The following is a 24,935-nucleotide window of genomic DNA, read 5'->3' on the forward strand; positions in this document are numbered from 1 at the left end:
GTCAGGCACGCTCCAAGACGTGCTTGAGCGTCGCCAGGTCCGCGGTGACGGTGTCCGCGTCGCGCCGGAAGTCGTCGTCGGTCATCTCCGGCCGCCGGCGCAGGGTGAACACGACATCGCAGCCGGCGGTGTCGGCGATCACCCGGACCGGGTTGTGGACGGTCTCCCCCGAAGGCAGCGTGACGTCGTGGTCCAGGACGCCGAAGCCGTTCCTGGGCGCGAAGGCGACCACGACCCGCCCCATGGGGGAGTCCGCGACCCACTGCCCGTCGGTCTCCTCGATGGAGCCGCTCAGTCCCGCCGCCCATGCGGGAAGGTGCGAAGGGTCGGACGCGTAGTCGTAGACGTCGTCGGCGGCGCGGTCGATGTGGACGGTGAGGTGCATGATCCCCGCCTCGGAAGTGTTCATGGCAGCGACGCTACCGAGCCGGGCGGTGCACGGTCTTGTACGAAACGGACACCGGGGCGGCGGGGCCCGGCGATCGTCGGCGAGCCCTCCGGGCAGCGTACGAGTCAACCGGGACGGGCGCCCGGACGCTTGTGCTCAGTCCCACCAGAACGACCACGTCTCCTGGCCCAGGAGGTACTTGTCGGCGTACTCGGCCAGGCCGTTCGGAGGGGCCGCGTCGATGTTGTCCGGGCAGAACGCGAAGTGCTCGGCGGCCAGTGCCCGCGCTTCCGCCACGGTGGTGGGAGGCCGCCCGACGGACACGGTCAGCGTGTCGAAGCCGAGGGCCACGACGCGGATGCCGAAGCGGTCCTCCCAGGAGCGCAGCACGGCGCAGAGCCTGGCCACGTCGTTCTCGTGGTTGAGGGGGCCCGACCAGCCGATCGCCGCCGGTATGTCAGCGCTGCGCCGCGCGGGCACGAGCGCGGTTCTCAGGCCGTCCGCGAGCTCGTCGGCCATCTCCGCGGCCACCTCGTCCGGGGTCTCGGACGAATTCCCGGACGGGGCGGGCGCCAGTCCGGGCCAATCGGCTCCGTCCTCCATCTCGTCCGGGGCGCACTGCTCCCAGAACTCGCCGAGGACTTCCCCGGCTTCGTGGTCACCCGGGTACGAGGCCCCGGCGGGGTCGAGTTCCCAGTCCTCGGGCCACTGATCGAGGCGCCCGCCGTCCACCAGCACCGGGAGTAGACCGAGCGGCCGGCCGGTCGCCCGCAGCCGTGCCCAGTCGCCCGGCCGCGCGGGCTCGTCCGCGTACCAGAGCAGGGGCTCGTGCCAGGGGTCGTCGACCGTGGTGTCCACGAGGGTGCCCGGCGGAAGGGCCAGCAGGGGAAGGGGATTCGGGAGCGTCGCCATGCAACCGACTCCAGGAGCCGCCACTGACAACGCCCGGTTCGGCTCCGGGCAGCGAAAGCTGCGAGGGCGGCGAAGGAAACGAGGCGGCGAAGTCCGGCGGTCGGGGGCGGCCCCCTCGCGGGTGCCGCCCCATAGTCTCCGGTGCCGTCAGTACATCAGGGCGTCGCCCATCTCGCTCTGCCAGTAGGTGACGGTCAGTGTGCTGTCGACGTACACGGCCTTGCCGAGCGGCACGTTCGCGGAGGGGCCGGAGGAGCCGGTGCCCGTAGGGCCCTGGAAGCTCACGATCAGCTGCTTCGTGGAGTAGCCGCCCGTGCCGCTCCCGTCGGCGGACGACGTCATCACGCCGGCGTAGGCGGACTGCCCCGGGTCCAGGGTGACGACGGCCTGCGGCTTGCTCTCCTCGTAGACCGGCGGGGTGGACTGCGCCTCGCCGAACCGCAGGAAGGGGTAGTGGTAGGCGTTGCACGCCGTGGAGCCGGTGTTGGTGACGGTGAGCAGCATGTGGTTGAGGGGGCGGGTCACGGGCTTGAGCGTCACCTTCGCGTTACCACCGTCGCACGCGCGGGTGACGGGGCCGTCGTCCTTCCCGCTGCCCTGCGGGTTGTTCGTGTGCTTGTCCGCGGCGGGCTTCGCGTCGGCCGAGCCGGAAACGGAAGCACTCTCGTCGCCCGATCCGGAACCCCCGGCGGACTCGTTACCGGATGCTGCCGCGCCCGTGCCGGACTGCGCTTCGCCGTCGTCCGCCGGCCGGGCGGAGGGGGCGTCGGCCGCCGGTGCGGCGGACTCCAACGCCGATGTGTCCCCACCCTGGCAGGCGGTCAGCGAGAGGGCGGCCGCGAGGGCCACTGTGCCGAGGGCGGTGGTGCGGGCTGCGTGGCTGAAACGAAGGCTGCGCATGAGGTCGTACTCCCCGTGTCGATGGTTCGGTCGTGCCCGTCGCGCCGCTTCGGCGTTCGGGGCCGTGCTGGATGTACTGGACAATGACGAGTGGTCAGAGATGCCACAGGAGGGCGATGACGATCGCCGTGCAGGCGATCAGCACTCCCGTGGCAACGATGTCCGTCAGGCTGATGTCGCGGCGGGTCCGCACTGCGTCTCCGGATCGGACGAGGTGGCGTTCGGCGGTGTGTCCACATCCTGTGTGGGCCCGTGTTCCGGTGGCAACGGCTGCTGGCCAGGACGGGACGCCGGAACGGCGGGACGGGCCCTGAGCTGCTGATACGTGACCCTCCTGGAACGCCGTTTCGGGACGGACCAGAGGGAGGGACGGTCGGGGTGGGTACGGAGATCCAGGACTTCGCGGCGGAGCTCAGGCGGCTCAAGGAGCGCTCCGGGCTGAGCTACGGCGCACTCGCCCGGAAGCTGCACATGAGTACCTCGACGGTCCACCGCTACTGCAACGGCGACGCCGTGCCCGCCGACTACGCACCCGTCGAGCGCTTGGCGCGGGTGTGCCGGGCGAACCCGGACGAGTCGGTGGCGCTGCACCGCAGATGGATCCTGGCCGACGAGGCGAAGCGGCGGGGGGCGCGGAGGCCGGAGGCGGGGAGGGGCGCCGTTCCCGGGGCCGTGGCGCCGGACGAGGGCCGCTTCCGGGGTGACGGCGAGGACGCTGCGGGGACCGCGGACCCGGAGCCGGTCGCCCCGTCCGGGGGCGCAGCGGATCCCGGGACCCGGCCCGATGACGGACACGGCGAACCGGAGCCGGACGACCACCCTGAAACGGAACCCGTCGCGGCGGACGTGACCTCCCAGGCGTCCGGCGTCCGGGCCGCCGCGGGGAGGGGCCGGACCAGAAGGATGCGGGTCCTGCTCGCCGCCACGGCCGTCGTGGCGCTCACCGTGCCGACGGCTCTCGCCCTCCACGGGTTCACCCGGGGCGACGCGGCCGACGACGTGGAAGCGAAGCCGTCCCTGAGCGCTCCGGCGACCACACCGGGTGCGGGTGGCGGCCTGCGCGCGAGCGCTTCGGCGGAGCCGAGCCGTTCGGAGTCGTCGCCTGCGGCTGCCGGCAGCCGGACTGCGAAGGCCTCTCCGACGCGAGCCGGAACGGACGGGAAGGAGGGGGAGGAGGAGGCGAGTGGCGTACCCGTGCACGCCACCATCAGCTCCTACAACTGGGAGGAGCCGTGCGGGCAGTTCTACCTGCTCGACCGGGAGCCGGACGACGTACCGCCGCCGCCCGCACCGCAGGACACCCGGGGCTGGGCGAGGGCGCTGGACGGCGTCGACGGGGGAGCCATGAAGCTCGCGCTCACCGTCCAGGGGGCGTCGCGGGACGCGGTCGTCCTGACCGGGCTGAACGTGCGGGTTCTGGCGCGCGACCCGGCGCTCGACCGGTCGGCGTACTCCATGGGGACCGGCTGCGGCAGCGGGATCACGCCGCAGTCCTTCGACGTCGACCTGGACGACGCCCGGCCGCGGACGGAGCCGGTCGCCGGGACGCAGGGTGACGAGGTCGTGCCCGCGAAGGACTTTCCGTACCGGGTGAGTTCGACCGACGTGGAGGTGTTCCACCTGGACGCCCACGTGGAGGGCCACGACGTGAGCTGGTACCTGGAGCTTTCCTGGTCCAGCGGTGGCCGGACCGGGACGCTGAGGGTCGACGACCACGGCAGGCCCTTCCGCACGAGCAGCATCACGGCCAGGCCCGAGTACCTCTACCGGCCCGATATCGCACAGTGGGAGCTCACCCAGCTGTGAGCGGCGTTCTCCGGGGTACGAGGAGTTCCGGGAGTACGAGGGGCCGGCGGCGGTGTCGCCTGCCCGCAGCCACTGACGAGCAGGTGAAAGATGTCCATCCGCACAGACGAGAAGTCCGTGGACGACAGACCCGACGTGGACGGCAGACCGGACATGGGCGACAGACCGGACGGGGAGATCGCCGAGCGCACCGTGCGCCTGCGGCGACGGCTGGAACGCCTGATAGGCATCGCGGCCACCGAGGGCAACGAGGTGGTCCCCCTGCGCAACGGGGACGAGATCTTCGCCGCGATGCTGGGTGCGATCCGTGGTGCCGAGCACACCGTGGACATGATGACGTTCGTGTACTGGCGCGGTGACATAGCGAGGGACTTCGCGGAGGCGTTGTCGGAGCGGGCGCGTGCGGGTGTGCGGGTGCGGCTGCTGCTCGACGGGTTCGGGAGCCGGCTGATCGAGAAGGACCAGCTGGGGATGATGGAGGACGCCGGGGTGGAGGTGGCGTGGTTCCGCAAGCCGCTGTACCTCTCGCCGCTGAAGCAGAACCACCGCTGCCACCGCAAGGTCCTCATCACCGACGAGCGGACGGCGTTCACGGGCGGGGTGGGGATCGCCGAGGAGTGGTGCGGCGACGCCCGCAACGAGCGTGAGTGGCGCGACACCCATGTCCAGGTGCGGGGGCCCGCCGTGGACGGCCTGGCCGCCGCGTTCGCCCAGAACTGGTCGGAGTGCCACGCCGAGTTGTTCGACGAGCGCGACCGGTTCGTGGAGATCGAACCCCAGGGCGGATCGATCGTGCAGGTGGTGCGGGGTTCGGCCAGCTTCGGCTGGCAGGACATGCAGACCCTGCTCCGTGTCGTGCTGGAGTCCGCCGAGGAGCGGGTGCGCCTGACGACGGCGTACTTCGCGCCCGACACGTATTTCATCGAGCTGCTGTGTGCCACCGCCCGGCGCGGTGTCACCGTGGAGATCCTGCTGCCCGGCCCGCACACCGACAAGCGGGTGTGCCAGCTGGCCGGGCAGCACCACTACGAGGACCTCACCGCCTGCGGCGTGAAGATCTACCAGTACCAGCCGACGATGATGCACACGAAGGCGCTCACGGTGGACGGCGTGGCCTCGCTCATCGGGTCGACGAACTTCAACCGCCGCTCCCTCGACCACGACGAGGAAGTGATGCTCGCCGTGCTCGATCCGGCCTTCACCGCGACCCTCGACGAGCACTTCGAGGAGGACCGGGACAACAGCGTGCTGATCGACGGCGCCCGGTGGCGGCGCCGTTCACCGGCGCAGCGGATGCGCGAACTGGCCGTCCTGCCGATCCGTCGCTGGCTCTGAGACGACCCGGACACGCCGACGGCCCCGGACACCGTGAGGTGTCCGGGGCCGTCGGCGTACCGGATGATCAGAGCCGCTCGGGCGTCCGGATGCCGAGCAGCTTCATGCCCTGGTGCAGGGTGCGGGCGGTGAGCTCGACGAGGAACAGCCGGTTCTCGACGACCTCGGGCGCGTTGTCGGGGCTGAGCACCTGGCACTGGGCGTAGAACGTGGTCAGGTGCGAGGCGAGCTGGTAGAGGTACGCGGCCAGCTTGTGCGGCTCGTATCCCTCGGCCACCTCGGACAGGACCTCGCCGAACTGGTCCAGGTGCAGCCCCAGCGTCCGCTCGGCCGGGGCGAGCTCCAGCTCGGGGTGCGCGGCCGGATTCGCGTCGCCCTTCTTGCGCATGATGGAGCGGATCCGGGCGTAGGCGTACTGGAGGTAGACGGACGTGTCGCCGTTCAGCGAGACCATCTGGTCCAGGTCGAACTTGTAGTCCCGCACGGCGGAGGTGGACAGGTCGGCGTACTTCACGGCGCCGATCCCGACGTACCTGCCGTTCTCGACGATCTCCTCCTCGGAGAGGCCGACGCTCCCGGCCTTCTCCCGGACGACCGCCGTGGCCCGCGAGACCGCCTCGTCCAGCAGGTCCTCCAGCCGGACGGTGGTGCCCTCACGGGTCTTGAACGGCTTGCCGTCCTTGCCGAGGACCGTGCCGAAGGCCAGCTGGTGCGCCTTCACGTCCTCGTTCAGCCAGCCGGCGCGGCGGGCGGTCTCGAAGACCATCTTGAAGTGCAGCGACTGCCGGGCGTCGACGACGTAGACCAGGGTGTCGGCCTTGAGGTTCCCCACCCGGTCGCGGATCGCGGACAGGTCGGTCGCGGCGTAGCCGTAGCCGCCGTTCGTCTTCTTGACGATCAGCGGGACCGGGTTGCCGTCCGGGCCCTTCACGTCGTCGAAGAACACGCACAGCGCACCCTCGGAGCGGACGGCGACGCCCGTCTCCTCCAGGATCCGGCAGGTCTCCTCGAGCATGTCGTTGTAACCGGACTCGCCGACGATGTCGGGGTCGGCGATCTCCATGTCGAGCTTGTTGAAGACGGAGTAGAAGTAGATCTTCGACTCGTCGACGAAGCCCTGCCAGAGTGCCAGCGTCTCGGGATCGCCGGCCTGGAGGGCCACGACCCGGTCACGGGAGCGTGCCTTGAACTCCTCGTCGGAGTCGAACAGGGCGCGCGACGCCTTGTAGACGCGGTTCAGCGAGGACATCGCCGCTTCGCCGTCGGCCCGGCCGCCCTCGTGCTCCAGCTCGCCGGGGTGCTCGAAGAGGTACTGGATGAGCATGCCGAACTGTGTGCCCCAGTCGCCGATGTGGTGGCGCCTGACGACGTTCTCGCCGGTGAACTCGAGGATCTGGACCATGGCGTCACCGATGACGGCGGACCGGAGGTGGCCGACGTGCATCTCCTTGGCCACGTTCGGCTGGGCGTAGTCGATGACGGTCGTGCCGGCGGCGGCGTTCACCGGCACCCCGAGGCGGTCGGTGTCGGCGGCGCGCGCGGCGAGCGTCTCGGTGATCGCCCGGTCGGTGAGCGTGATGTTGAGGAAGCCGGGGCCGGAGACCTCGATGTCCTTGATCAGCTCACCCGACGGCAGGGAGGCCGTGACCTTGTCGGCCAGCTCGCGGGGGTTGCCCTTGACCTTCTTGGCGAGCGCGAGGATCCCGTTGGCCTGGAAGTCGGCCCGGTCGCTTCGGCGCAGCAGCGGGTCCGCGGTGCCGGCCTCCGGCAGGGCTGCCGTCAGGGCGTCCGCCAGCTGCTGCTGGAGCGTGGAAGCGAGGGAGGGGACCGAAGCCATGAGACGGCTGCCGTTTCGGTAGAGGACGAGGATCACCTCAGTATCCCATGGGGCGTAAAGCCGTTTTCGCGCTGCGGGCGGTACCTGGGAGAATGGGTGTGCCCCTGATGGGGGTCGCCCCTACGAGTCCTACACGAGAGAAGGACGTGCCGACCGTGGCTTCGAGTCAGAGCAGCACCGAGACCGACTGGGTCTCCCGCTTCGCGGACGATGTCATCGCCGAATCGGAGCGACGTGCGCCTGGCAAACCGGTCGTCGTCGCGTCCGGCCTGTCCCCGTCGGGCCCGATCCACCTGGGGAACCTCCGCGAGGTCATGACCCCGCACCTCGTCGCCGACGAGATCCGCCGCCGCGGGTACACCGTGCGCCACCTGATCTCCTGGGACGACTACGACCGCTACCGCAAGGTCCCGAACGGTGTCGAGGGTGTCGACGCGTCCTGGCAGGCGCATATCGGCAAGCCGCTGACCTCGGTGCCCGCGCCGGCCGGGTCGGCGTACCCGAACTGGGCCGAGCACTTCAAGGCCGCGATGACGGCGTCCCTGGACGAGCTGGGTGTCGAGTACGACGGCATCAGCCAGACCGAGCAGTATCTGGCGGGCACGTATCGCGAGCAGATCCTGCACGCGATGAGGCACCGCGCCGACATCGACGCCGTCCTCGACCGCTACCGCACCAAGAAGGACGGCGCGGCGGACGCGAAGGGCGGCAAGAAGCCGCAGCAGAAGAAGGTCGACGAGGCCGAGCTGGAGGCCGCCGAGGGCTCCGGCGCGGCGGACGAGGACGACGGTGGCTCGGGCTCCGCCGGCTACTTCCCGTACAAGCCGTACTGCGGCAACTGCGGGAAGGACCTCACGGTCGTCACCTCGTACGACGACGACACCACCGAGCTGAACTACACCTGCTCGGAGTGCGGCTTCGCCGAGACGGTCCGGCTGAACGAGTTCAACCGCGGGAAGCTGGTCTGGAAGGTCGACTGGCCGATGCGCTGGGCCTACGAGGGCGTGATCTTCGAGCCCAGCGGCGTGGACCACTCCTCACCGGGCTCCTCGTTCGTCGTCGGCGGCCAGATCGTGCGCGAGATCTTCGACGGCGTCCAGCCGATCGGACCGATGTACGCGTTCGTCGGGATCTCCGGCATGGCCAAGATGTCCTCCAGCAAGGGTGGCGTGCCGACCCCGGCCGACGCACTGAAGATCATGGAGGCGCCGCTGCTGCGCTGGCTGTACGCGCGCCGCAGGCCGAACCAGTCCTTCAAGATCGCCTTCGACCAGGAGATCCAGCGGCTCTACGACGAGTGGGACTCGCTGGCCCGCAAGGTCGCCGAGGGGACCGTGCTGCCCGCCGACGCGGCCGCGTACGCCCGGGCGATCGGCACGGCGGCGGGCCCGCTTCCCGCCACGCCGCGCCCGCTGCCCTACCGGACGCTGGCCTCGGTCGCCGACATCACCGCCGGTGCCGAGGACCAGACGTTGCGGATCCTCAGCGAGCTCGACCCGGCGAACCCGCTGGCCACGCTCGACGAGGCGCGTCCCCGCCTCGACCGCGCCGAGAGCTGGATCACGACCCAGGTCCCGGCCGAGGCGCGCACCGTCGTCCGTGACGAGCCGGACAAGGAACTCCTCGGGTCCCTCGACGAGCGGGGCCGCGAGTCGCTGCGGCTGCTGCTGGAGGGGCTGGACTCGCACTGGTCGCTGGACGGGCTGACCACGCTCGTCTACGGCGTGCCGAAGGTGCTGGAGGGTCTGGAGCCGGACGCCAAGCCGACGCCCGAACTCAAGGTGGCCCAGCGGTCGTTCTTCGCGCTGCTGTACCGGCTGCTGGTGAGCCGGGACACCGGCCCGCGCCTGCCCACGCTGCTGCTCGCGGTCGGGGCGGACCGGGTGCGGAAGCTGCTCGGCGCGTAACGCTTCCCGACGTGAGGACGGGCGGGCCGCTCAGCGGCCCGCCCGTTTCGCTCTGTCCGGTCCGCCCTACGCGATGTGGTTGGCGGCCTCGTCCATGTTGAAGCGCTGCTTGAAGCCGGGCAGCAGCTTGCGGAGCAGTGCGGCGCTGCGCGGGTGGTGGACGTCGCGGACGTCCGCGAGGTGTATCTCGAGCGCCTCCGCGCTCGGGTAGTCCTGGTGTTCTTTGGTGTAAGTCGTGAACACCTCGTACGCGGTCGCGCTGAAGTCGGCCTCGGCTTCGGCCCATTCGGCCGTGTCGGCCTCCTGCTGCTCGGCCGTCGGGCCCTGCTGCGGATCGTGCTGACCCTGCGGCTGCTCCTGGGGCATGACCTGCTGCGGTTCCCCCGAGCGGGGGTGCGGGAAGGCGCCGATGGTGCCGACGTTGCCCAGCGGGCGGGTGCGGCCTCCGGGGCCCGAGGGGATCATCACCGGGGTGGGTTCGAGGCCTTCGACGTACGTCGGGTTGTACGCGCTCTCGTACGCGTCCTCGGGTACCTGGGGAGCCGCGAACCAGGGGCTCTCGTGCGAGCCGGGGCCCTCCTGCGGGTACTGCTGCGGCTGGTCGTTGTGCTCCTGCCGCGCCGCCTGCTGCTGAGCTGCCGCCTGCGCCCGGGGGTCCTGCTCCTGGAGCTCGCGGGGCTCCTGCCCCTGTGCGGTGTACGGCAGTTGGGGGTGCTGTCCGGCCTCCACGGCCGCGGGGGCGGGCGGCAGCAGGGCCGGCTCGATGCCGGCGGCGGCGAGCCCGGCGTGGGCGGTGTCGGCGAGCGGGACGCCGTACTTCGCCAGACGCAGCGGCATCATCGACTCGATGGGTGCCTTGCGGCGCCAGTTGCGGCCGAAGCGGGCCTGGAGGCGGGCCTGGTAGATCAGCCGGTCCTGTTCGAGCTTGATGACCTGCTCGTAACTGCGCAGCTCCCACAGCTTCATGCGGCGCCACAGCTTGAAGGTGGGGACGGGGGACAGCAGCCAGCGGGTGAGCCGGACGCCCTCCATGTGCTTGTCGGCGGTGATGTCCGCGATCCGGCCCACGGCGTGCCGTGCGGCCTCGACGGAGACGACGAAGAGGATCGGGATCACCGCGTGCATGCCGGTGCCCAGCGGGTCGGGCCACGCGGCCGCGCCGTTGAAGGCGATCGTCGCGGCGGTGAGCAGCCAGGCTGTCTGGCGCAGCAGCGGGAACGGGATGCGCATCCACGTCAGCAGGAGGTCGAGCGCGAGCAGGACGCAGATGCCCGCGTCGATGCCGATCGGGAAGACCAGGGAGAACTGGCCGAAGCCCTTCTCCTCCGCGAGTTCGCGTACGGCGGCGTACGAGCCGGCGAAACCGATCGCGGCGATGAGCACGGCGCCGGCGACGACGACCCCGATGAGTACGCGGTGCGTGCGTGTCAGTTGCATGGCGGCCATCCGCGATCCCCTCCCGACTTCGATGAACCGGTTCCACTTCGGCACCCGGCGCGCGCACAGCCTGGCACATGCCGGCTCGGCGTGTTGCGCGGGGAGGGCCCGCAGCCCGGTACCAGCGGGGGTACCGGGCTGCGTAAAGCCAGCTCTGTGCAGGGGAGTTGGCGCCCCCGCACGCCTCAGGTCACGACTTGGGCTTGGAGGTGGCCGTCGTCTTGGAGGTCGCCTTGGCCGGTGCCGACGTCTTCGCGGTCGCCTTGGCGGACGGCGTCGCCTTCCCGGTCGCCTTGGCGGACGGGGAGGCCGGGGACTTCCCGGTGTCCGCGTCGGTGTCGTCGTCGGCGCCGACCTTGGCCACGGCTTCCTTGACGGCCGTCTGCGCGCCCTTGAGGATGTCGGCGGCGGCGGGCTTCTTCGCGCCGGCGTATCCGGCCCCGTTGTAGGTGACGCTGACGACGACGTTCCCGGTGCGTGCCACGACCGTGGCGTACTCGAACTCCTCGCTGGTCTTGGTGAGGGTGTACACGACGGCGGTCGCCTGCTCGCCGATGCCCGTGGCGGGGTTGGCGGAGACCTTCTTGGCGCCCTCGGTGGCCTGCGCCTTACCGATCTGCTTGGTGTACTCGGCGGCGGCGCGCTTCGCGCCGCTGCCCAGCGACTGATCGGAGTCGAAGCGGGTGAAGGCGACGTCGAGCCAGCGGTACTGCGAGCCCTTCACGCCGTTGTCGTCGAGACCGTTCCACGCGCAGCCGCCGCGGGCCGCGGTGTCGCTTGACTTGTCCGGGGTGCCGCCCTTGCTCTTCGCCTTGGGAACCAGGTCCCCGACCGTCTTCCTGCTGATCGATCCGCAGGCGTCGGGCAGCGAGTCGAACTTCGCGGGCTCGACGGACGGCCCGGACTTCTGCGCGCTCGGAGAGGTCGACGAGGCGGATTCCTTCGCGTCGCCGGAGTCCGACGAGCAGCCGGCGGCGACGAGCATCACCGGAACGGCGGCGCAGGCGAGTATGCGGGACAGTCGCGGAGCTGATCGGTGCATGGTTCCTTCACTCGGACGGCACGGTGTTCTCGGTCGTGCGGGCGGTTGCGGTACGGCGGTCACACGGTCACTGCGGCCGGCTGCCGGAGACGGTCCTGTCGTAGGCGGGCCGGGGGCCACGGTACGACGGACCGGGACCGGATGCCGCCTTCGGCCGAGGGCCCCGGAGCGCGGAAGGTGCCTTGTCCGGGGCTGCTCGGCGTCCGGTCATTCGCTCAGGGTCTCTGCCAGATTCCGTGCCAGGGCCTGGGCCTTCTCCTGCAGTTCCCGGCTGTCGGGGACCTCGGTCACGAGGGCCGGCTGCTCGGTGTAGCTCACGGTCACGATGACGTTCGATGTGCGGAATACCACGCTCACGGTGCGGTGCTGGGCGGTGGAACCCGTCCGGGTGAGGGCGTCGTCGAGGAACGCCTCGTCCCCGAGTCCGCCGAGCAGCCTGGGTCCGAGATCCGCGCCGCCGGACGGGGCTGCGTCGGCATCCGGGCCCGTGGCGGCGTCGGGAGAGGCCGGGGGTGTGCCGCCGGAGGCGGAGGGGCTGCCGCTGGGCGACCCGGTCGCGGACCCGCTGGGGGTCACGCCGCCGGGGGCCGGCAGCCCGGCGGCGTCCTCCTTCTTCGTGTACACGTCTCGGGCGCGGTCGTCGTCGCTGACCGCCGGGTCGTAGGAGACGACGCGCTCGAAGTCGATGGACAGATTCCGGGAGGCGTCCGGGGCGTCCGCCTTCCAGCGGCAGCCGACCTTGCGGTCGGTGTCGTAGGTGACGACGGCGGTGCCCTCGTAGATCTTCTCCTGCTGGTCCTCGGGAAGATCCGCTGCGGCGGGCAGCAGGTCCCTGAGGGTGGAGCGCGGTACGGCGCGGCAGGATTCCGGCAGGGTGCGGTACTTCCCCGGAGGCGCGGCCGAGACCGTCGGGCTGCCTGGCTTGCTGTCGGCGGCGGGGTCGTCGGCGCCGGAGCCGGCGCTGCAGCCGGCGACGAGCGCTGCGAGGAGCGCGACGCCGGGTACGTACGCCATGTGTCGCACGGTCCCAGGCTCCCTTCGGTACGAAAACGGGTTGCCGCTCGATGGCGGCCGATGGACACAATGTGTATCGCACGCGCCGCTGTGAATGCCGGTCGGCCGACCGTTATGCCGACCTCGGCACCGGTTTTGCGCTTTCAGTTTTTTCGGGGGAATCGAGGGGTTATGTCGTATGTAGAGATGCCGGGTGCTCAGGTTCCGATCCGGATGTGGGCGGACCCGGCGTCGGTCGAGGACGTCGCGATGCAGCAGCTGCGGAACGTGTCCACCCTGCCCTGGATCAAGGGCCTGGCGGTCATGCCGGACGTCCACTTCGGCAAGGGCGCGACCGTCGGCTCGGTGATCGCGATGCACGGTGCGGTCTGCCCGGCCGCCGTGGGTGTGGACATCGGCTGCGGAATGTCGGCGGTGAAGACGTCGCTGACCGCCAACGACCTGCCGGGTGACCTCTCCCGGCTGCGGTCGAAGATCGAGCAGGCCATTCCGGTGGGCCGGGGCATGCACGACTCCGCCGTCGACCCCGGAAAGCTGCACGGCTTCCCGACGAGCGGCTGGGACGACTTCTGGTCGCGATTCGACGGGATCGCCGAAGCGGTCAAATTCCGTCAGGGGCGGGCAACGAAGCAGATGGGAACGCTCGGAAGCGGGAATCACTTCATCGAGTTCTGCCTCGACGAGGCCGGATCGGTGTGGTTGATGCTGCACTCCGGGTCCCGGAACATCGGCAAGGAACTCGCCGACTTCCACATCGGGCAGGCCCAGAAGCTCCCGCACAACCAGGGCCTCGTCGACCGTGACCTGGCGGTCTTCGTCTCGGACACCCCGCAGATGGCGGCCTACCGCAACGACCTCTTCTGGGCGCAGGAGTACGCCGCGTACAACCGCTCGATCATGATGGGCCTCTTCCAGGACGTCGTCCGCAAGGAATTCAAGAAGGCCCGGGTCGTGTTCGAGCCGGTGATCTCCTGCCACCACAACTACGTGGCGGAGGAGCGGTACGAGGGTATGGACCTGCTGGTCACGAGGAAGGGCGCGATTCGCGCCGGCTCCGGGGAGTTCGGGATCATTCCCGGGTCCATGGGGACCGGCTCGTACATCGTGAAGGGGCTCGGGAACGAGAAGTCGTTCAACTCCGCCTCGCACGGTGCCGGCCGGCGGATGAGCAGGAACGCCGCGAAGAGGAAGTTCTCGACGAAGGACCTGGAGGACCAGACTCGGGGCGTGGAGTGCCGCAAGGACTCCGGGGTGGTGGACGAGATCCCGGCCGCCTACAAGCCGATCGAGCAGGTCATCGAGCAGCAGCGCGACCTGGTCGAGGTCGTCGCGAAGCTGAAGCAGGTCGTGTGTGTGAAGGGCTGAGGCCCGCAACGGCACCGGTGTGAGCCCCGGAACCCCCCAACGCGCGTGGTCCGGGGCTCCTTCGTGCGGGCGCACCGGTCCCGGTCCCTCGCGTCAGAGCGTCCGGTGGACCTTGGAGTTGGAGGCCTGGGCCCGGGGGCGCACCACCAGGAGGTCGATGTTGACGTGGCTGGGGCGCGTGACCGCCCAGGTGATCGTGTCGGCCACGTCGTCGGCGGAGAGGGGTGCGTCGACGCCCGCGTAGACCTTGGCGGCCTTCTCGGCGTCGCCGCGGAAGCGGGTGGTCGCGAACTCCTCGGTCTTGACCATGCCGGGTGCGACCTCGATCACGCGGACCGGGGTGCCCACGATCTCGAGGCGGAGGGTCTCGGCCAGGACGTGCTCGCCGTGCTTGGCGGCGACGTAACCGCCGCCGCCCTCGTAGGTCGAGAGCCCGGCCGTCGAGGAGAGGATCACGACCGTGCCGTCGCCGCTCTCCGTGAGGGCCGGGAGCAGCGCCTGGGTGACGTTGAGGGTGCCGATGACGTTCGTCTCGTACATCTGCCGCCAGTCGGCCGGGTCCCCGGTCGCCACGGGGTCGGCGCCGAGCGCCCCGCCCGCGTTGTTGACCAGGACGGCCAGGGAGCGGAACGCGGTCGCGAACTCGTCGACGGCGGCGCGGTCCGTCACGTCGAGGGAGTAGGCGGTCGCCTGGTGGCCCGCTTCGGTGAGCTCGGCGGCGAGCGCCTCGATGCGGTCCTTGCGGCGGGCGGTGAGCACCACGCGGTATCCGGCGGCGGCCAGCTGCCTGGCGGTCGCGGCGCCGATGCCGCTGCTCGCACCGGTGATGACGGCGATGGGGGTGGCGGCCATGCGGACTCCTCGGAAGCTGATCGGTACGGGGACAGGATAGGCGGGGCGGTTCCGGCCGGGGGTGGTGCCGGCCCGCCGTGGCCCGGCTCAGTGGTCGCGCGGGGCGTACACGATCAGCGCCATGCCGGCCAGGCACACGAGCGCGCCGGTCACGTCCCAGCGGTCCGGGCGGTAGCCGTCGGCCACCACACCCCAGGCGATCGATCCCGCGACGAACACTCCTCCGTACGCGGCCAGGATGCGGCCGAAGTCGCCGTCCGGCTGGAGCGTTGCCACGAAGCCGTACGCGCCGAGGGCGATGACGCCCGCGCCGATCCAGATCCAGCCGCGGTGCTCGCGCACGCCCTGCCACACGAGCCAGGCCCCTCCGATCTCGAACAGGGCGGCCACGACGAAGAGGGCGACGGAACGGGCGATGAGCATGCGGCCAGCGTGTCATGCGGGGGAGAGCGGCCCCGGGCCCGCGGTGCGCGGCGCCCGGAGGCGAAGCGGGTGCGGTCGTGGGCCGTGCGGGTGGGGAGGGGCGGCGAACCGGTCCTTGCACAAGGATGATTGCCGCACATCGGTAGGTTCATCCCATGCGAGTGACGCGTGGAGCTGTGCTGAGGAAGTCCGCCGTGGCGGCGATGGCGATGGCCGTGGTGCTGGGCCCGGGGCTGTCCGCCGTCGCCGAACCCGCGCCGAAGGGGGCCGCGCCCGCACCGACGGGCATCGCGCCGGAGGCGGACGTGTCCCACCACGGCCATGTGTCCCTGGAGGGCCAGAGGATCGGGGTCCTGCTGCGGACCGGCAACCGGGGGCCCTCGGCGCTGGAGGACGCGACCGTGCGACTGCGCTTCTCCGTGCCGCTCGCTCCGGGCCAGCGGCTGCCCCAGGGCTGCCTGCGCAGCGGCAGCCGGACCGTGGTGTGCGGGACGGGGGCGCTCCCCGTGGCCGGAAAGGCGCGGCGCACCACGGTCGTGCTCGGCCTCACCGGACAGCCGGCAGAGGTCGTGGTGCGCGTGGACACGGTGTGGAACGGCGGTGCGAGCGACCGGAATCCCCGCAACAGCACCCATGAGGTACTGGCCCCGTCCACCGGAGACGCGTACGTCTTCTGAGACCCCGGTTCCGGCCCGGGCGACCGCGCCTTCCCGAGCCGGTCTCCGCCCGACGGGCCCTCCTGTCGTTCGCTTCGGCTCAGGTGATCGGTGCCTGGCTGCCCGCGTCTCCGAACTCGCGCACCGCGTCCGCCACGATGTCCTCCAGACGCGAGTGGTGGGCACCGCGCCAGTAGACCCGGTCGCAGGCCGTGCACTGCGCGAAGACGTCGTAGGACGCCTGGGTGCCCCGCTCCAGAAGGGCGCTCACCGCGTCCTTGTCGGCCGCCGCGAGGTCCCCGTTGCATGCGGTGCAGCGGGTCCAGGGGGCGAGGGACGGGGCGAAGCGGCCCAGGACGTCCCGCAGTTGTTCCTCGGGCCGGTCGCTGTAGACGTACGCCCCCGCCCAGATCTCCCTGCGTCGCAGCAGTCCCCGGTCGCGGGAGAGGAGGACCCGCCGCTCGGCGGCGGACAGGGCGGCCAGGGCCGGGTCGCCGATGTCCTCGTTCTCGTAGGCGGCGTCCACACCGAGCAGCCGCAGCCGGCGTGCGAGCGTGCCCAGATGTACGTCGAGCAGGAAGCGGAGCGGCGCCCCCGGGACCTGCTGGGGGCGCTGGACGGCACGCACCTCGACCACTTCGCCGGCGGCAGGGATGTGCGACGTGGGCACGGGGCGACCGTCCACGAGCAACTGCCCGGCCTCGGTGAGCGGGACGCCGAGGGACTCCACCACGTGTCCCAGGGTCGACGAACCGTCCGTGGTGACGGCCGTGCGTCCGTGGCGGCGGTCGTGGGTGACGAAGAGCCGGAGTTCCGTGGCTACTTCGAGGGTGATCTCTGGTCCGTTCACCTGCTCAGGATGTCATCGCGCGGCCGGGGCGGCGACGTGTTTCCGGGGCCGCCGCCGGGAGCCCGGGGGCCCCGGGTGCCGGCCGTCCGGCGGGGCGAGGCGAAGGCCGTCGGAGGAACGCCCACCGTGGCCGTGAAGTCCCGTACCAGGTGCGCCTGGTCGCTGTACCCCAGGTCGGCGGCGAGCGCGGTCCGGTCGGGCTCCGGGTCCGTCTCGGGGAAGGTGTTCGGCGAGCCGTTCCCCGCGGGCCCCGGGGCTACGGCTTTCGAGCGGGTGCCGGCCGTGACGGGCCGCGATCCCGGCCGGCGGCCCGCCGGCCGGTGACGACGGGGGTGTCCTGCGCCGGGTACGGGGCCGCCGGGTCGGTGTAGAGCCCGCCGAGGGCGTCGTACGCGCTGCCGACGACGGCTTCGGCGCTGCTCAGCACCTCGCGCGCGGCGGTGCGGGCGGCCCGGCGGCTGTACGGCGGAGGCGGGTTCCGGCGCATGCGGCGGCAGTCGCACACCGCGTACACCCCACTGGCGAGGACCACGGCCGGGACGGTCAGGGTCAACAGCAGGTCATCCATGCCGGGGGTGCCTCCTCGGGAGTCGCTGCTCCTTGCATCGGCAGGCCACGCCGTGCGGCTGGAGATCATTCTTCGGCCAATGAATGGCCGAAGAATGATCTCCTTACCCGGAGAAACGTGAGCATTCCGGCGTTTCGGCCCCTCAGTCCTCCGTGGTCCCCGTACGGTCCAGGCGCGTGCGCAGGGTCAGGGCGAACTCCTCGGCCCGCGCCAGCTGGACGCGCAGCTTGGCGACCTGCTCGGCCGCGGAACGTTCGTACGACCGGACGCGCTCCAGGAGTGCGTCACGCTCCTGGGTCGTCGGTCCTTCATCGGCGTCGAGGCGGTCCACCGCCTCCAGCAGGTCCCGCATCTCGTCGAGGGTGAAGCCGAGCGGCTTCATCCGGCGGATGACCATGAGCCGGGCCACGTCCGCCTCGGTGTAGAGCCGGAATCCGCCCCGCGACCGGGCCGAGGGTGTGACGAGTCCGGTCTCCTCGTAGTGCCGGATGGTGCGCAGGGACAGCTCGGTGCGCGTGGCGACCTCGCCGATCTGCATGTGTGCGCCGCTCACGGTGCCCCCTGTGTCCTGCCGGCTCCCGCCGTGACCGAGGGAGGACGGCGCTTCGTCCCCAGCCTAGCGTCCATCTCTACTCTGACGTCAGGGTAGAGTTGACCGGTGCCGGTGGTCCGGGGCCGACGACGTCTCCGGCCGGAACGCGGAAGCCGGCCGGTGTCGGGCCCCGCCTCTCCGGCGGACCCCGAGTCCCGGAGCCCGGAGCGCGAATCCGCACCGGCGACTGCCGGACGCGGCCCTCTGCCGGCTCTCCGCCTGCCGCCGCGGACGTACGTCCGTGCAGGCCCACTCCGGTCCTCGCCCCCGCACGCCCCGGCCCGCCGGACGCGCCCGAACTCATGACAGGTCAGGCCCCCTTGAGCTTCTTCCCGCCGTCGTTCGCGGTCGCCCGGCCGAAGGGCTTCCGGCCCGTCCGGCTGTCCCCCAAGGTCTTCCGCACCGAGGTCCTGGCCGGACTCGTCGTGGGCCTCGCCCTGATTCCCGAGGCCATCTCCTTCTCGATCATCGCGGGCGTCGATCCGGCGGTCGGCCTGTTCTCCGCGTTCACGATGGCCGTCGTCATCTCGGTCGTCGGCGGCAGGCCGGCGATGATCTCCGCCGCGACGGGCGCCGTCGCGCTCGTCATCGCCCCGCTCAACCGGGAACACGGCTTCGGCTACCTGGTGGCGGGCGTCCTGCTCGGCGGGGTCTTCCAGATCGTCCTCGGGGCCCTCGGCGTCGCGAAGCTCATGCGGTTCGTGCCGCGCAGCGTGATGGTCGGCTTCGTCAACGCGCTGGCGATCCTGGTCTTCCTGGGTCAGGTCCCCGAGCTGAGCGGCGTCCCCTGGCCCGTGTATCCGCTGGTCGCCGGCGGGCTGGCCCTGATGGTGCTCTTCCCCAGGATCACCAGGACGGTCCCCGCGCCGCTCGTCTCCATCGTCGTCCTGACCGTGATCACCGTTGCCGCGGGCATCGCCGTACCGACGGTCGGGGACAAGGGCGAGCTGCCCTCGACCCTGCCGGTGCCCGGCCTCCCGGACGTGCCTTTCACCCTGGACACCCTGACCACCGTCGCCCCCTACGCACTGGCCATGGCGCTGGTCGGGCTGATGGAGTCGCTGATGACGGCCACGCTCGTCGACGAGATCACGGACACCCGGTCCAGCAAGACCCGCGAGTCCATCGGTCAGGGCGTCGCCAACATCGTGACCGGCTTCTTCGGCGGCATGGGCGGGTGCGCGATGATCGGTCAGACCATGATCAACGTGAAGGTCTCCGGCGCCCGCACCCGGCTGTCCACCTTCCTCGCCGGTGTCTTCCTGATGGTCCTCTGCATCGCGTTCGGGCCGCTCGTCTCCCACATCCCCATGGCCGCCCTCGTCGCGGTCATGGTCATGGTCTGTTTCGCGACCTTCGACTGGCACTCCATCGCACCCCGCACCCTCCGGCGGATGCCCGCCGGTGAGATCGCGGTCATGGTGATCACGGTGGTCTGCGTCGTCGTCACCGAGAACCTCGCCGTCGGGGTGGTCGTCGGTTCGGTCACCGCCATGGTCATCTTCGCCCGGCGGGTCGCCCACCTCGCGGACGTCACCGCGGTCACGGACCCGGACGGCGGCCAGGTCGCCTACTCCGTCACCGGCGAGCTCTTCTTCGCCTCGTCCAACGAACTGGTCGGCCGGTTCGCCTACGCCACCGACCCCGACGAGGTCGTCATCGACCTGTCCGGCGCGCACATCTGGGACGCTTCGGCCGTCGCGAGCCTGGACGCGGTCACGGCGAAGTACGAACAGCGCGGGAAGCGTGTGGAGCTCATCGGCCTCAACGAGCGGAGCGCCCGTCTGCACGGAGCGCTGAGCGGCGAACTGGCGGGCGCCGAGTGAACCCGGCACGGAGCCTTGCCGTCGGCACGCCTCAGACGGTCTGCTGACGCCGCTGCGGCTCGGCGGCCGGCAGGAAGGGATCGGCGGCCGCGTCGCAGAACGCGGCCAGCCCGGTGGCGAGCGCCTCACGTGCGGCGGGGGTCATGCGCTTCATCGCCTGGTGCAGGCCCTGTTCGCGACGGCGTCGCACGTCGCGCAGGTGTGCCGTGCCCGCGTCGGTGAGGGCCAGCCGCATCTCGCGGCGGTCGTCGGGGCGTGGGGTCCTGCGCACGAACCCCGCCGCCTGCAGCCGGTCGCACAGCCGGCTGACGGAGGGAGCGGCCGCGTCCAGGTACCGGCCGAGCGTCCGCATATTGATCCCCGGCTCGCGCTCGATGATGTACATCACACGGATCTGTGCCGCGGAGACCGGCGAGGTCGTGAGGGTGTGGCGGCCGCGTTCCCAGGCGATCTCGAGGAGTTCGAGGACCTGCCTGACCTCGGGCGCCTCGTCCGGGGCATACCGGTCGAGCTGGATGGGCTCCTCGCGCATGTGACACTCCCGTGTGGGGCATATGCCCGTTCCGGCTGGTCGATGTGAACAGTCGCGTGATGAAAATATGTCAACGAAAGCAGGGCCGTACAGGTGGACAGACCCAGCGGCGTCGAGCGTGTGCTTCGCGAGGCCGCCCCGCACCAGATCTTCGACGTGCTCCAGGCTTCGATCCGGAGCCGTCACGGCGCCTCGCGCGTGGAACTGCTCGTCGCCGACTACGCGATGACACAGCTCCAGCCGGTCGGTGTCCTGCCTCACACCCGCAGGCCGGTGCCGGTCCACAGCAGTGACCCCGGCCGGGCCTTCGGCGCACAGGAGCCGCACTGTGTGCGCGACCCCGGTGCCTCCACTGTAACCGTGCACGTGCCGGTCAGTGTCCGCGGCGACCGGCAGGGCGTGCTGAGCGTCACACTGCCCGACGGCGGGGCGGGCGCCGACGTGGCCGTCGTGGAGGACCTGCAGGCGTGCGCCGACGCCCTGGCGCACGAGATCGTCGTCGCGGAACGGGACACCGACCTGTTCCTGCAGGCCCGGCGGGCCGAGCGCCTGACCCTCGCCGCCGAGATGCAGTGGCAACTGCTGCCGGGCCGGTCGTGCTCCCGTCCCGAGTACAGCATCGGCGCCCAACTGGAGCCCGCCTACGCCATCCACGGCGACAACTTCGACTGGTCGGCGTCCGCCGACGAGCTCACCCTGACCGTCAACAACGGCATGGGCGAGGGCATCGAGGCCGCGCTGCTCACCAACCTCGCGGTCAACGCCCTGCGCAACGCGCGCCGCGCGGGCCTCAGCCTGGCGGACCAGGCGTACCTGGCCGACCAGGCCCTCTACGGTCAGCACCGGGGAAGCCGGTTCCTGGCCACGCTGCTGCTCCGTTTCCATCTCCGGACCGGCGATGTGGAGATCATCGACGCGGGGTCGCCGCGCGTCTGGCGCATGCGCGAGGGGACCGTCGAGGCGGTCGAACTGGACGCCCAGATGCCGCTCGGGATGTTCGAGGACACGGTCTACACGCCGCAGCACTTCACCGTCGAGCCCGGTGACCGGCTGTTCTTCATCAGTGACGGTGTCTATGACGCCTTGTCACCCGCGGGCGAGAAGTACAGCCTCCACGCACTCGTCAGGGCGATGACCGAGACCCGCATGCTGCCCGCGACGCAGGTGCCCAGGGCGCTGCTGGAGAAGGTGCTGGGCCATCGCGGCTCGGGACCGACCGTGGACGACGCACTCGTGCTGTGCCTGGACTGGCACGGCCGCCCGGCCACCTGAAGCAACATGAGGGCCGGCCGCCCGTCCGGTCCCGGGTGCCCCGGTGCCGGATTCGTGCGCACGGCGTGAAGGTTTCGGACCCGGACTGTGGTCAAGGTGCCGGTCAGGCCCCCGGACGGGGGGCAGGAGCCGAGGGCGGGTTGCCATCCGGTGCCCGTCTGGGCAATGGTTGCCGAAGGGAAAGTAATATCCGTCCAGTTGGAAGGTGGTGCGGCTCGCTTCCGGCGGGCCCCCCCTCATGGCTCCTCCGAAGGAAACCGCCACGATCACTCAGAAGCCGCCCGCGCCCGGTGTCTGGGACACCGCCCCGTACCCCGTGGTCATGGCCGACCGGTGCGGCACGGTCGTCGAGGTGAACGCGGCCGCCGCGTCGCTGCTGGACGCCATGGTGCCGGGATCGGGCATGGCGGAGACGGCACCCTCCTGGCTGGCACGGGCGCACGCCGACTTCGCCGGGGCCGGAGCGGTTCCGGGACGGACGGACGGTGGAGGCGCCGCCTCCGTCCGGGGCCACATCGGGGAGCAGAGCTTCGAGGCCCACCCCTCGTGGGGTGCCGACGGACGGGTCGTGTGGTGGCTGGTCGACGACACCGACCAGCGGCTGGCGGAAGCGGCGCTCACCACGGAGCGCGAACGGGCCACGTTCCTCGCCGAGGCGTCCAACGTGCTGATGGCCTCCCTGAACAGCGAGCGGTGCATGCGGGCCATCGCACGCCTCGCCGCCCAGTACTTCGCCGACGCGGCGGTCGTCGTCGCACCCGTCTCCGGGCGGACGATGCCCGTCGCACACGCCGTCGCGGGCGGGGAGACCTCCCGGGCCCTGGTGGCGGACGACCCGTCACTCGTGCCCGGTCTCAGCGAGGCACTCCAGGGCTTCCCGCCCGTGCCGTCGCGCTGGATCGACCCGGCCGCCCTGCCCGCGTGGATGCTGCCCGAGGACTTCACCGGGACGATCGGGTCGGTCGCGGTCACCCCGCTGCCCGGTCACGGGGTGCCCGCGGGCGCCCTGATCCTGCTGCGCTCCAGCGGGCGGGCGGAGTTCAGCGAGAGCGACGAGCTCTTCGCCCGGCAGTTCGCCGCCCGTGCCGGAGCCGCGCTCTCCGCAGCCCGCCTCTACGCCGAGCAGAGCGACATCACCCAGACCCTGATGCGGGACCTGTTGCCGCCCAGCCTCCACCGGGTGAACGGCGTCGAGTTCGCGGGCGGCTACCAGCCGGCCGGAGCGCGCGAGCGGGTGGGCGGTGACTTCTACGACGTACACCCCGGTGGCACGGACGCTGAGCCGTCCCTGGTGGTCCTGGGCGACGTCTGCGGCAAGGGGCTGGACGCCGCCGTGCTCACCGGCAAGATCCGCAACACGCTGCAGGCCCTGACGCCGATGGCGGACGACCACGTGAAGATGCTCCAGCTCCTCAACGGAGCGCTGCTGAACTCGCACCACACCCGTTTCGCCACCCTGGTGCTCGCCTCGGTCCGGCGTACGCAGAACCAGGTGCTGCTGCGGCTCACCTCGGCCGGCCACCCCGCCCCCCTGGTGGTGCGCCTTGACGGCACGGTCGAGGAGGTCACCACGCACGGCACTCTGGTCGGCGCCCTGCCGCACATCGAGGCCGGCAGCGTGGAGGTCCTGCTGCAGCCGGGCGAGACCTGCCTCCTCTACACCGACGGGGTCACCGAGGCCCGTGGCGGTCCGATGGGCGACGAGCTCTTCGGCGAGGAGCGCCTCGCACGGGCGCTCTCGGGATGCGCGGGGATGCCGGGCGAAGCCGTGGTGGAGCGCATCCAGATGCTCGCCTCCCAGTGGCTTCGCGACGGCAGGCACGACGACATGGCCCTCGTGGCGATCACCGCGCCGCGCACCACGCACCTGAGCGCGGTGAACGGGCACACGCGGGGCAGGTACACCGCATGAACGCGTGTGTGAGGACCGGTGCGGACGACGTCCGGGGACTGCGGGACCAGCTGTGGGCCGCCGTGACCGACCGCGACGAGCACGCCGCCGCGGGCGTCGTCTTCGCCGCCCTGGACGGCGGCCTGGATGCCGAATCCGCCCTGCTCGACGTGATCGCGCCGGTCCAGGAGAAGGTCGGCACCGAGTGGGCGGCGAACCGTCTCACCGTCGCCGAGGAACATGCCGCGAGCGCGATAGCCGAACGGGTCATCGCCGCACTCGCCCACCATCCGTCCACGCGTTCCGTCCCGCAGCTCGGCAGGATCACCGTGGCCTGCGTCGACAGGGAATGGCACGTGCTCCCGGCCCGGCTGCTCGCGGAGGTCCTCTCGCTGCGCGGCTGGCGGGTCGACTTCCTCGGGGCCCAGGTCCCCACCCCGCACCTGATCGCCCATCTGCACACCAGCGGCGCGGAGATCGTCGCGCTCTCCTCGTCCCTGCCCACCCGGCTGCCCACCGCGCACGCGGCGATCACCGCCTGCCAGGCCGTCGGGGTCCCCGTGCTCGCCGGCGGAGCGGCTTTCGGGCCGGACGGGCGCTACGCCCGCCTGCTGGGCGCCAACGCCTGGGCCCCGGACGCGCGCACCGCCGCCCGGCAGCTCGCGGACGGCATCCCCGCCCCGGACCTGGCCGTCGGACGCACACAGGTGGACGACCTGCCCCACCTGGCCGACCAGGAGTACACCTACGTCGCCCGCAACCAGGGGCAGCTCGTCCGGGAGGTCATGCTCCAGATGGAGAGCCGCTTCCCGGCGATGCGGTCCTACACGGACCGGCAACGGGAACACACGGCGGAGGACATCGCGCACATCGTGGACCACCTCGCGGTCGGCCTCTACACGGACGACGACGAGCTGCTCACGACGTTCCTGGCCTGGACCGCGGGCATCCTCACCGCCCGCGGCGTCCCGGCCGTGTCCCTGCGCCCCGCCCTGGACGTCCTCGCGGCCGAACTCCAGGACTTCCCCCGCTGCATACGGCTGCTCGACAACGCCCGTCTCCTGCTGGACGCCACCCTGGCGGCCGGTCACACCTCCGGAGTTCCCGCATGACCGCCCTGCCCCACCCGCTCCTCACGGTGACCGTCGAGACCGGCCCCGGCACCGTGCGGATGCGCATCGGCGGTGATCTGGACTACGACACCAGTGGCGAACTCGCCGCGCGGGCCGACGCCTGCCTGGACACGCATGGTCCGGACGCCCTTCATCTGGACTGCGCGGAGCTGCGGCTGTGCGACTCGATGGGGGTGTCCACCCTGCTCCAGATCCACCGGAGCACCAGCGCGCGTGGCGTGCGTCTGCACCTGGAGGACCCCCCGCCGTTCCTCGAACGGATCCTGACCGTGACCGGCATCCGGGGCATCTTCGAGACACGGGTGACGGGCGAGCAGCCCGAACAGGCACACGCGGACGAGGGGGCCCGGCCCGCTCCGCCCCGCACGCCCTCGGGCTGAACGGCCCCCTGCCCGGG

At 71.3% G+C, this 24,935-nt stretch carries 22 protein-coding genes and 2 pseudogenes; 11 read left to right on the forward strand and 13 right to left on the reverse strand.

Annotated features, from left to right (window positions below):
* Window position 1: 1 nt before the first annotated feature.
* From OG206_RS18535 to OG206_RS18545, 3 genes are all read right to left on the reverse strand, one after another.
* Window positions 2-409, reverse strand: a complete 408-nt coding sequence (locus OG206_RS18535) for an SRPBCC family protein (protein WP_327117451.1) — start codon at window positions 407-409, stop codon at window positions 2-4.
* Between the two features lie 135 nt (window positions 410-544).
* A complete protein-coding gene (locus OG206_RS18540) occupies window positions 545-1,300 on the reverse strand; it encodes a DUF4253 domain-containing protein (protein WP_327117453.1) in 756 nt (251 codons plus the stop codon).
* Window positions 1,301-1,447: 147 nt separating this feature from the next.
* Window positions 1,448-2,200 carry a DUF4232 domain-containing protein gene (locus OG206_RS18545; protein WP_327117455.1) on the reverse strand — a complete coding sequence of 251 codons (753 nt, stop codon included), beginning with the start codon at window positions 2,198-2,200 and terminating at the stop codon, window positions 1,448-1,450.
* A 378-nt stretch (window positions 2,201-2,578) separates the two neighbouring features.
* On the opposite strand from OG206_RS18545, the gene OG206_RS18550 reads away from it, so the two are divergent.
* Together OG206_RS18550 and OG206_RS18555 are read left to right on the forward strand one after the other, a co-directional pair.
* Window positions 2,579-4,006 (forward strand): transcriptional regulator, encoded by a 1,428-nt coding sequence (locus OG206_RS18550; RefSeq protein ID WP_327117457.1) that lies wholly within the window; start codon window positions 2,579-2,581, stop codon window positions 4,004-4,006.
* 153 nt (window positions 4,007-4,159) lie between these two features.
* On the forward strand, window positions 4,160-5,341 hold the full coding sequence (locus tag OG206_RS18555; protein WP_327122321.1) for a phospholipase D-like domain-containing protein: 1,182 nt from the start codon (window positions 4,160-4,162) through the stop codon (window positions 5,339-5,341).
* 67 nt (window positions 5,342-5,408) lie between these two features.
* Here OG206_RS18555 and argS read toward each other — a convergent pair whose 3' ends face one another.
* Complete coding sequence (argS, locus tag OG206_RS18560; protein ID WP_327117459.1) at window positions 5,409-7,178, reverse strand: arginine--tRNA ligase; 1,770 nt, start codon at window positions 7,176-7,178, stop codon at window positions 5,409-5,411.
* 146 nt (window positions 7,179-7,324) lie between these two features.
* Here argS and lysS point away from each other — a divergent pair, with 146 nt between their 5' ends.
* Window positions 7,325-9,085: a lysine--tRNA ligase gene (gene lysS, locus OG206_RS18565; protein WP_327117461.1), complete on the forward strand. Its 1,761-nt coding sequence runs from the start codon at window positions 7,325-7,327 to the stop codon at window positions 9,083-9,085.
* Between the two features lie 66 nt (window positions 9,086-9,151).
* On the opposite strand, the gene OG206_RS18570 is transcribed toward lysS, so the two are convergent.
* The 3 genes from OG206_RS18570 to OG206_RS18580 all read right to left on the reverse strand — a co-directional run bounded on the left by OG206_RS18570 (window position 9,152) and on the right by OG206_RS18580 (window position 12,578).
* Window positions 9,152-10,531, reverse strand: a complete 1,380-nt coding sequence (locus OG206_RS18570; RefSeq protein ID WP_327117463.1) for a DUF2637 domain-containing protein — start codon at window positions 10,529-10,531, stop codon at window positions 9,152-9,154.
* Window positions 10,532-10,712: 181 nt separating this feature from the next.
* Complete coding sequence (locus tag OG206_RS18575) at window positions 10,713-11,564, reverse strand: DUF3558 domain-containing protein (RefSeq protein ID WP_327117465.1); 852 nt, start codon at window positions 11,562-11,564, stop codon at window positions 10,713-10,715.
* A 207-nt stretch (window positions 11,565-11,771) separates the two neighbouring features.
* Complete coding sequence (locus OG206_RS18580; RefSeq protein WP_327117467.1) at window positions 11,772-12,578, reverse strand: DUF3558 domain-containing protein; 807 nt, start codon at window positions 12,576-12,578, stop codon at window positions 11,772-11,774.
* 171 nt (window positions 12,579-12,749) lie between these two features.
* Between OG206_RS18580 and OG206_RS18585 the strand changes: the two genes are divergently transcribed.
* Window positions 12,750-13,943, forward strand: coding sequence for an RtcB family protein (locus OG206_RS18585; protein WP_327117468.1), 1,194 nt, complete (start codon window positions 12,750-12,752; stop codon window positions 13,941-13,943).
* A 93-nt stretch (window positions 13,944-14,036) separates the two neighbouring features.
* Here the strand turns inward: OG206_RS18585 and OG206_RS18590 are convergent, their stop codons facing one another.
* Window positions 14,037-14,795: an SDR family NAD(P)-dependent oxidoreductase gene (locus tag OG206_RS18590; protein WP_327117470.1), complete on the reverse strand. Its 759-nt coding sequence runs from the start codon at window positions 14,793-14,795 to the stop codon at window positions 14,037-14,039.
* An 87-nt stretch (window positions 14,796-14,882) separates the two neighbouring features.
* Window positions 14,883-15,218: a YnfA family protein gene (locus tag OG206_RS18595; RefSeq protein ID WP_327117472.1), complete on the reverse strand. Its 336-nt coding sequence runs from the start codon at window positions 15,216-15,218 to the stop codon at window positions 14,883-14,885.
* Between the two features lie 155 nt (window positions 15,219-15,373).
* Between OG206_RS18595 and OG206_RS18600 the strand changes: the two genes are divergently transcribed.
* Complete coding sequence (locus OG206_RS18600; protein WP_327117474.1) at window positions 15,374-15,895, forward strand: hypothetical protein; 522 nt, start codon at window positions 15,374-15,376, stop codon at window positions 15,893-15,895.
* Window positions 15,896-15,974: 79 nt separating this feature from the next.
* On the opposite strand, the gene OG206_RS18605 is transcribed toward OG206_RS18600, so the two are convergent.
* Window positions 15,975-16,724: a Mut7-C RNAse domain-containing protein gene (locus tag OG206_RS18605; protein WP_327117476.1), complete on the reverse strand. Its 750-nt coding sequence runs from the start codon at window positions 16,722-16,724 to the stop codon at window positions 15,975-15,977.
* 98 nt (window positions 16,725-16,822) lie between these two features.
* Window positions 16,823-16,936, reverse strand: a pseudogene (locus OG206_RS32625) (AraC family transcriptional regulator); the annotation flags it as partial.
* Window positions 16,937-16,943: 7 nt separating this feature from the next.
* Here OG206_RS32625 and OG206_RS18615 point away from each other — a divergent pair.
* A pseudogene (locus OG206_RS18615) lies at window positions 16,944-17,048 on the forward strand (TIGR03086 family metal-binding protein); the annotation flags it as partial.
* Between the two features lie 386 nt (window positions 17,049-17,434).
* On the opposite strand, the gene OG206_RS18620 reads toward OG206_RS18615, so the two are convergent.
* Window positions 17,435-17,845, reverse strand: a complete 411-nt coding sequence (locus OG206_RS18620) for a MerR family transcriptional regulator (protein ID WP_327117478.1) — start codon at window positions 17,843-17,845, stop codon at window positions 17,435-17,437.
* A gap of 341 nt (window positions 17,846-18,186) precedes the next feature.
* Here OG206_RS18620 and OG206_RS18625 point away from each other — a divergent pair, with 341 nt between their 5' ends.
* Window positions 18,187-19,710, forward strand: coding sequence for a SulP family inorganic anion transporter (locus OG206_RS18625; protein WP_442805864.1), 1,524 nt, complete (start codon window positions 18,187-18,189; stop codon window positions 19,708-19,710).
* A 31-nt stretch (window positions 19,711-19,741) separates the two neighbouring features.
* Here the strand turns inward: OG206_RS18625 and OG206_RS18630 are convergent, their stop codons facing one another.
* Window positions 19,742-20,242, reverse strand: coding sequence for a MarR family winged helix-turn-helix transcriptional regulator (locus OG206_RS18630; RefSeq protein WP_327117482.1), 501 nt, complete (start codon window positions 20,240-20,242; stop codon window positions 19,742-19,744).
* Window positions 20,243-20,335: 93 nt separating this feature from the next.
* On the opposite strand from OG206_RS18630, the gene OG206_RS18635 reads away from it, so the two are divergent.
* The 4 genes from OG206_RS18635 (at window position 20,336) to OG206_RS18650 (ending at window position 24,918) form a co-directional block, all read left to right on the forward strand.
* Entirely contained in the window at window positions 20,336-21,514 is a 1,179-nt protein-coding gene (locus tag OG206_RS18635) for a PP2C family protein-serine/threonine phosphatase (RefSeq protein WP_327117484.1), read from the forward strand.
* A 238-nt stretch (window positions 21,515-21,752) separates the two neighbouring features.
* Window positions 21,753-23,426: a PP2C family protein-serine/threonine phosphatase gene (locus tag OG206_RS18640; protein WP_327117486.1), complete on the forward strand. Its 1,674-nt coding sequence runs from the start codon at window positions 21,753-21,755 to the stop codon at window positions 23,424-23,426.
* Window positions 23,423-24,517: a cobalamin B12-binding domain-containing protein gene (locus tag OG206_RS18645; RefSeq protein ID WP_327117488.1), complete on the forward strand. Its 1,095-nt coding sequence runs from the start codon at window positions 23,423-23,425 to the stop codon at window positions 24,515-24,517. Before OG206_RS18640 ends, OG206_RS18645 begins: the two co-directional genes overlap by 4 nt.
* Entirely contained in the window at window positions 24,514-24,918 is a 405-nt protein-coding gene (locus tag OG206_RS18650; RefSeq protein WP_327117490.1) for an STAS domain-containing protein, read from the forward strand. Before OG206_RS18645 ends, OG206_RS18650 begins: the two co-directional genes overlap by 4 nt.
* Window positions 24,919-24,935 lie beyond the last annotated feature (17 nt).

The sequence above is a fragment of the Streptomyces sp. NBC_01341 genome, assembly GCF_035946055.1.
In the GTDB taxonomy this organism is placed as follows: Bacteria; Actinomycetota; Actinomycetes; order Streptomycetales; family Streptomycetaceae; genus Streptomyces.

Coding starts and splice junctions, on each gene's coding strand:
- OG206_RS18535 (WP_327117451.1), bottom strand. CDS start 409: ATGAACACTTCCGAGGCGGGGATCATGCACCTCACCGTCCACATCGAC.
- OG206_RS18540 (WP_327117453.1), bottom strand. CDS start 1,300: ATGGCGACGCTCCCGAATCCCCTTCCCCTGCTGGCCCTTCCGCCGGGC.
- OG206_RS18545 (WP_327117455.1), bottom strand. CDS start 2,200: ATGCGCAGCCTTCGTTTCAGCCACGCAGCCCGCACCACCGCCCTCGGC.
- OG206_RS18555 (WP_327122321.1), top strand. CDS start 4,160: ATGGGCGACAGACCGGACGGGGAGATCGCCGAGCGCACCGTGCGCCTG.
- argS (WP_327117459.1), bottom strand. CDS start 7,178: ATGGCTTCGGTCCCCTCCCTCGCTTCCACGCTCCAGCAGCAGCTGGCG.
- OG206_RS18570 (WP_327117463.1), bottom strand. CDS start 10,531: ATGGCCGCCATGCAACTGACACGCACGCACCGCGTACTCATCGGGGTC.
- OG206_RS18575 (WP_327117465.1), bottom strand. CDS start 11,564: ATGCACCGATCAGCTCCGCGACTGTCCCGCATACTCGCCTGCGCCGCC.
- OG206_RS18580 (WP_327117467.1), bottom strand. CDS start 12,578: ATGGCGTACGTACCCGGCGTCGCGCTCCTCGCAGCGCTCGTCGCCGGC.
- OG206_RS18585 (WP_327117468.1), top strand. CDS start 12,750: ATGTCGTATGTAGAGATGCCGGGTGCTCAGGTTCCGATCCGGATGTGG.
- OG206_RS18590 (WP_327117470.1), bottom strand. CDS start 14,795: ATGGCCGCCACCCCCATCGCCGTCATCACCGGTGCGAGCAGCGGCATC.
- OG206_RS18595 (WP_327117472.1), bottom strand. CDS start 15,218: ATGCTCATCGCCCGTTCCGTCGCCCTCTTCGTCGTGGCCGCCCTGTTC.
- OG206_RS18600 (WP_327117474.1), top strand. CDS start 15,374: ATGCGAGTGACGCGTGGAGCTGTGCTGAGGAAGTCCGCCGTGGCGGCG.
- OG206_RS18625 (WP_442805864.1), top strand. CDS start 18,187: ATGACAGGTCAGGCCCCCTTGAGCTTCTTCCCGCCGTCGTTCGCGGTC.
- OG206_RS18630 (WP_327117482.1), bottom strand. CDS start 20,242: ATGCGCGAGGAGCCCATCCAGCTCGACCGGTATGCCCCGGACGAGGCG.
- OG206_RS18640 (WP_327117486.1), top strand. CDS start 21,753: ATGGCTCCTCCGAAGGAAACCGCCACGATCACTCAGAAGCCGCCCGCG.
- OG206_RS18645 (WP_327117488.1), top strand. CDS start 23,423: ATGAACGCGTGTGTGAGGACCGGTGCGGACGACGTCCGGGGACTGCGG.
- OG206_RS18650 (WP_327117490.1), top strand. CDS start 24,514: ATGACCGCCCTGCCCCACCCGCTCCTCACGGTGACCGTCGAGACCGGC.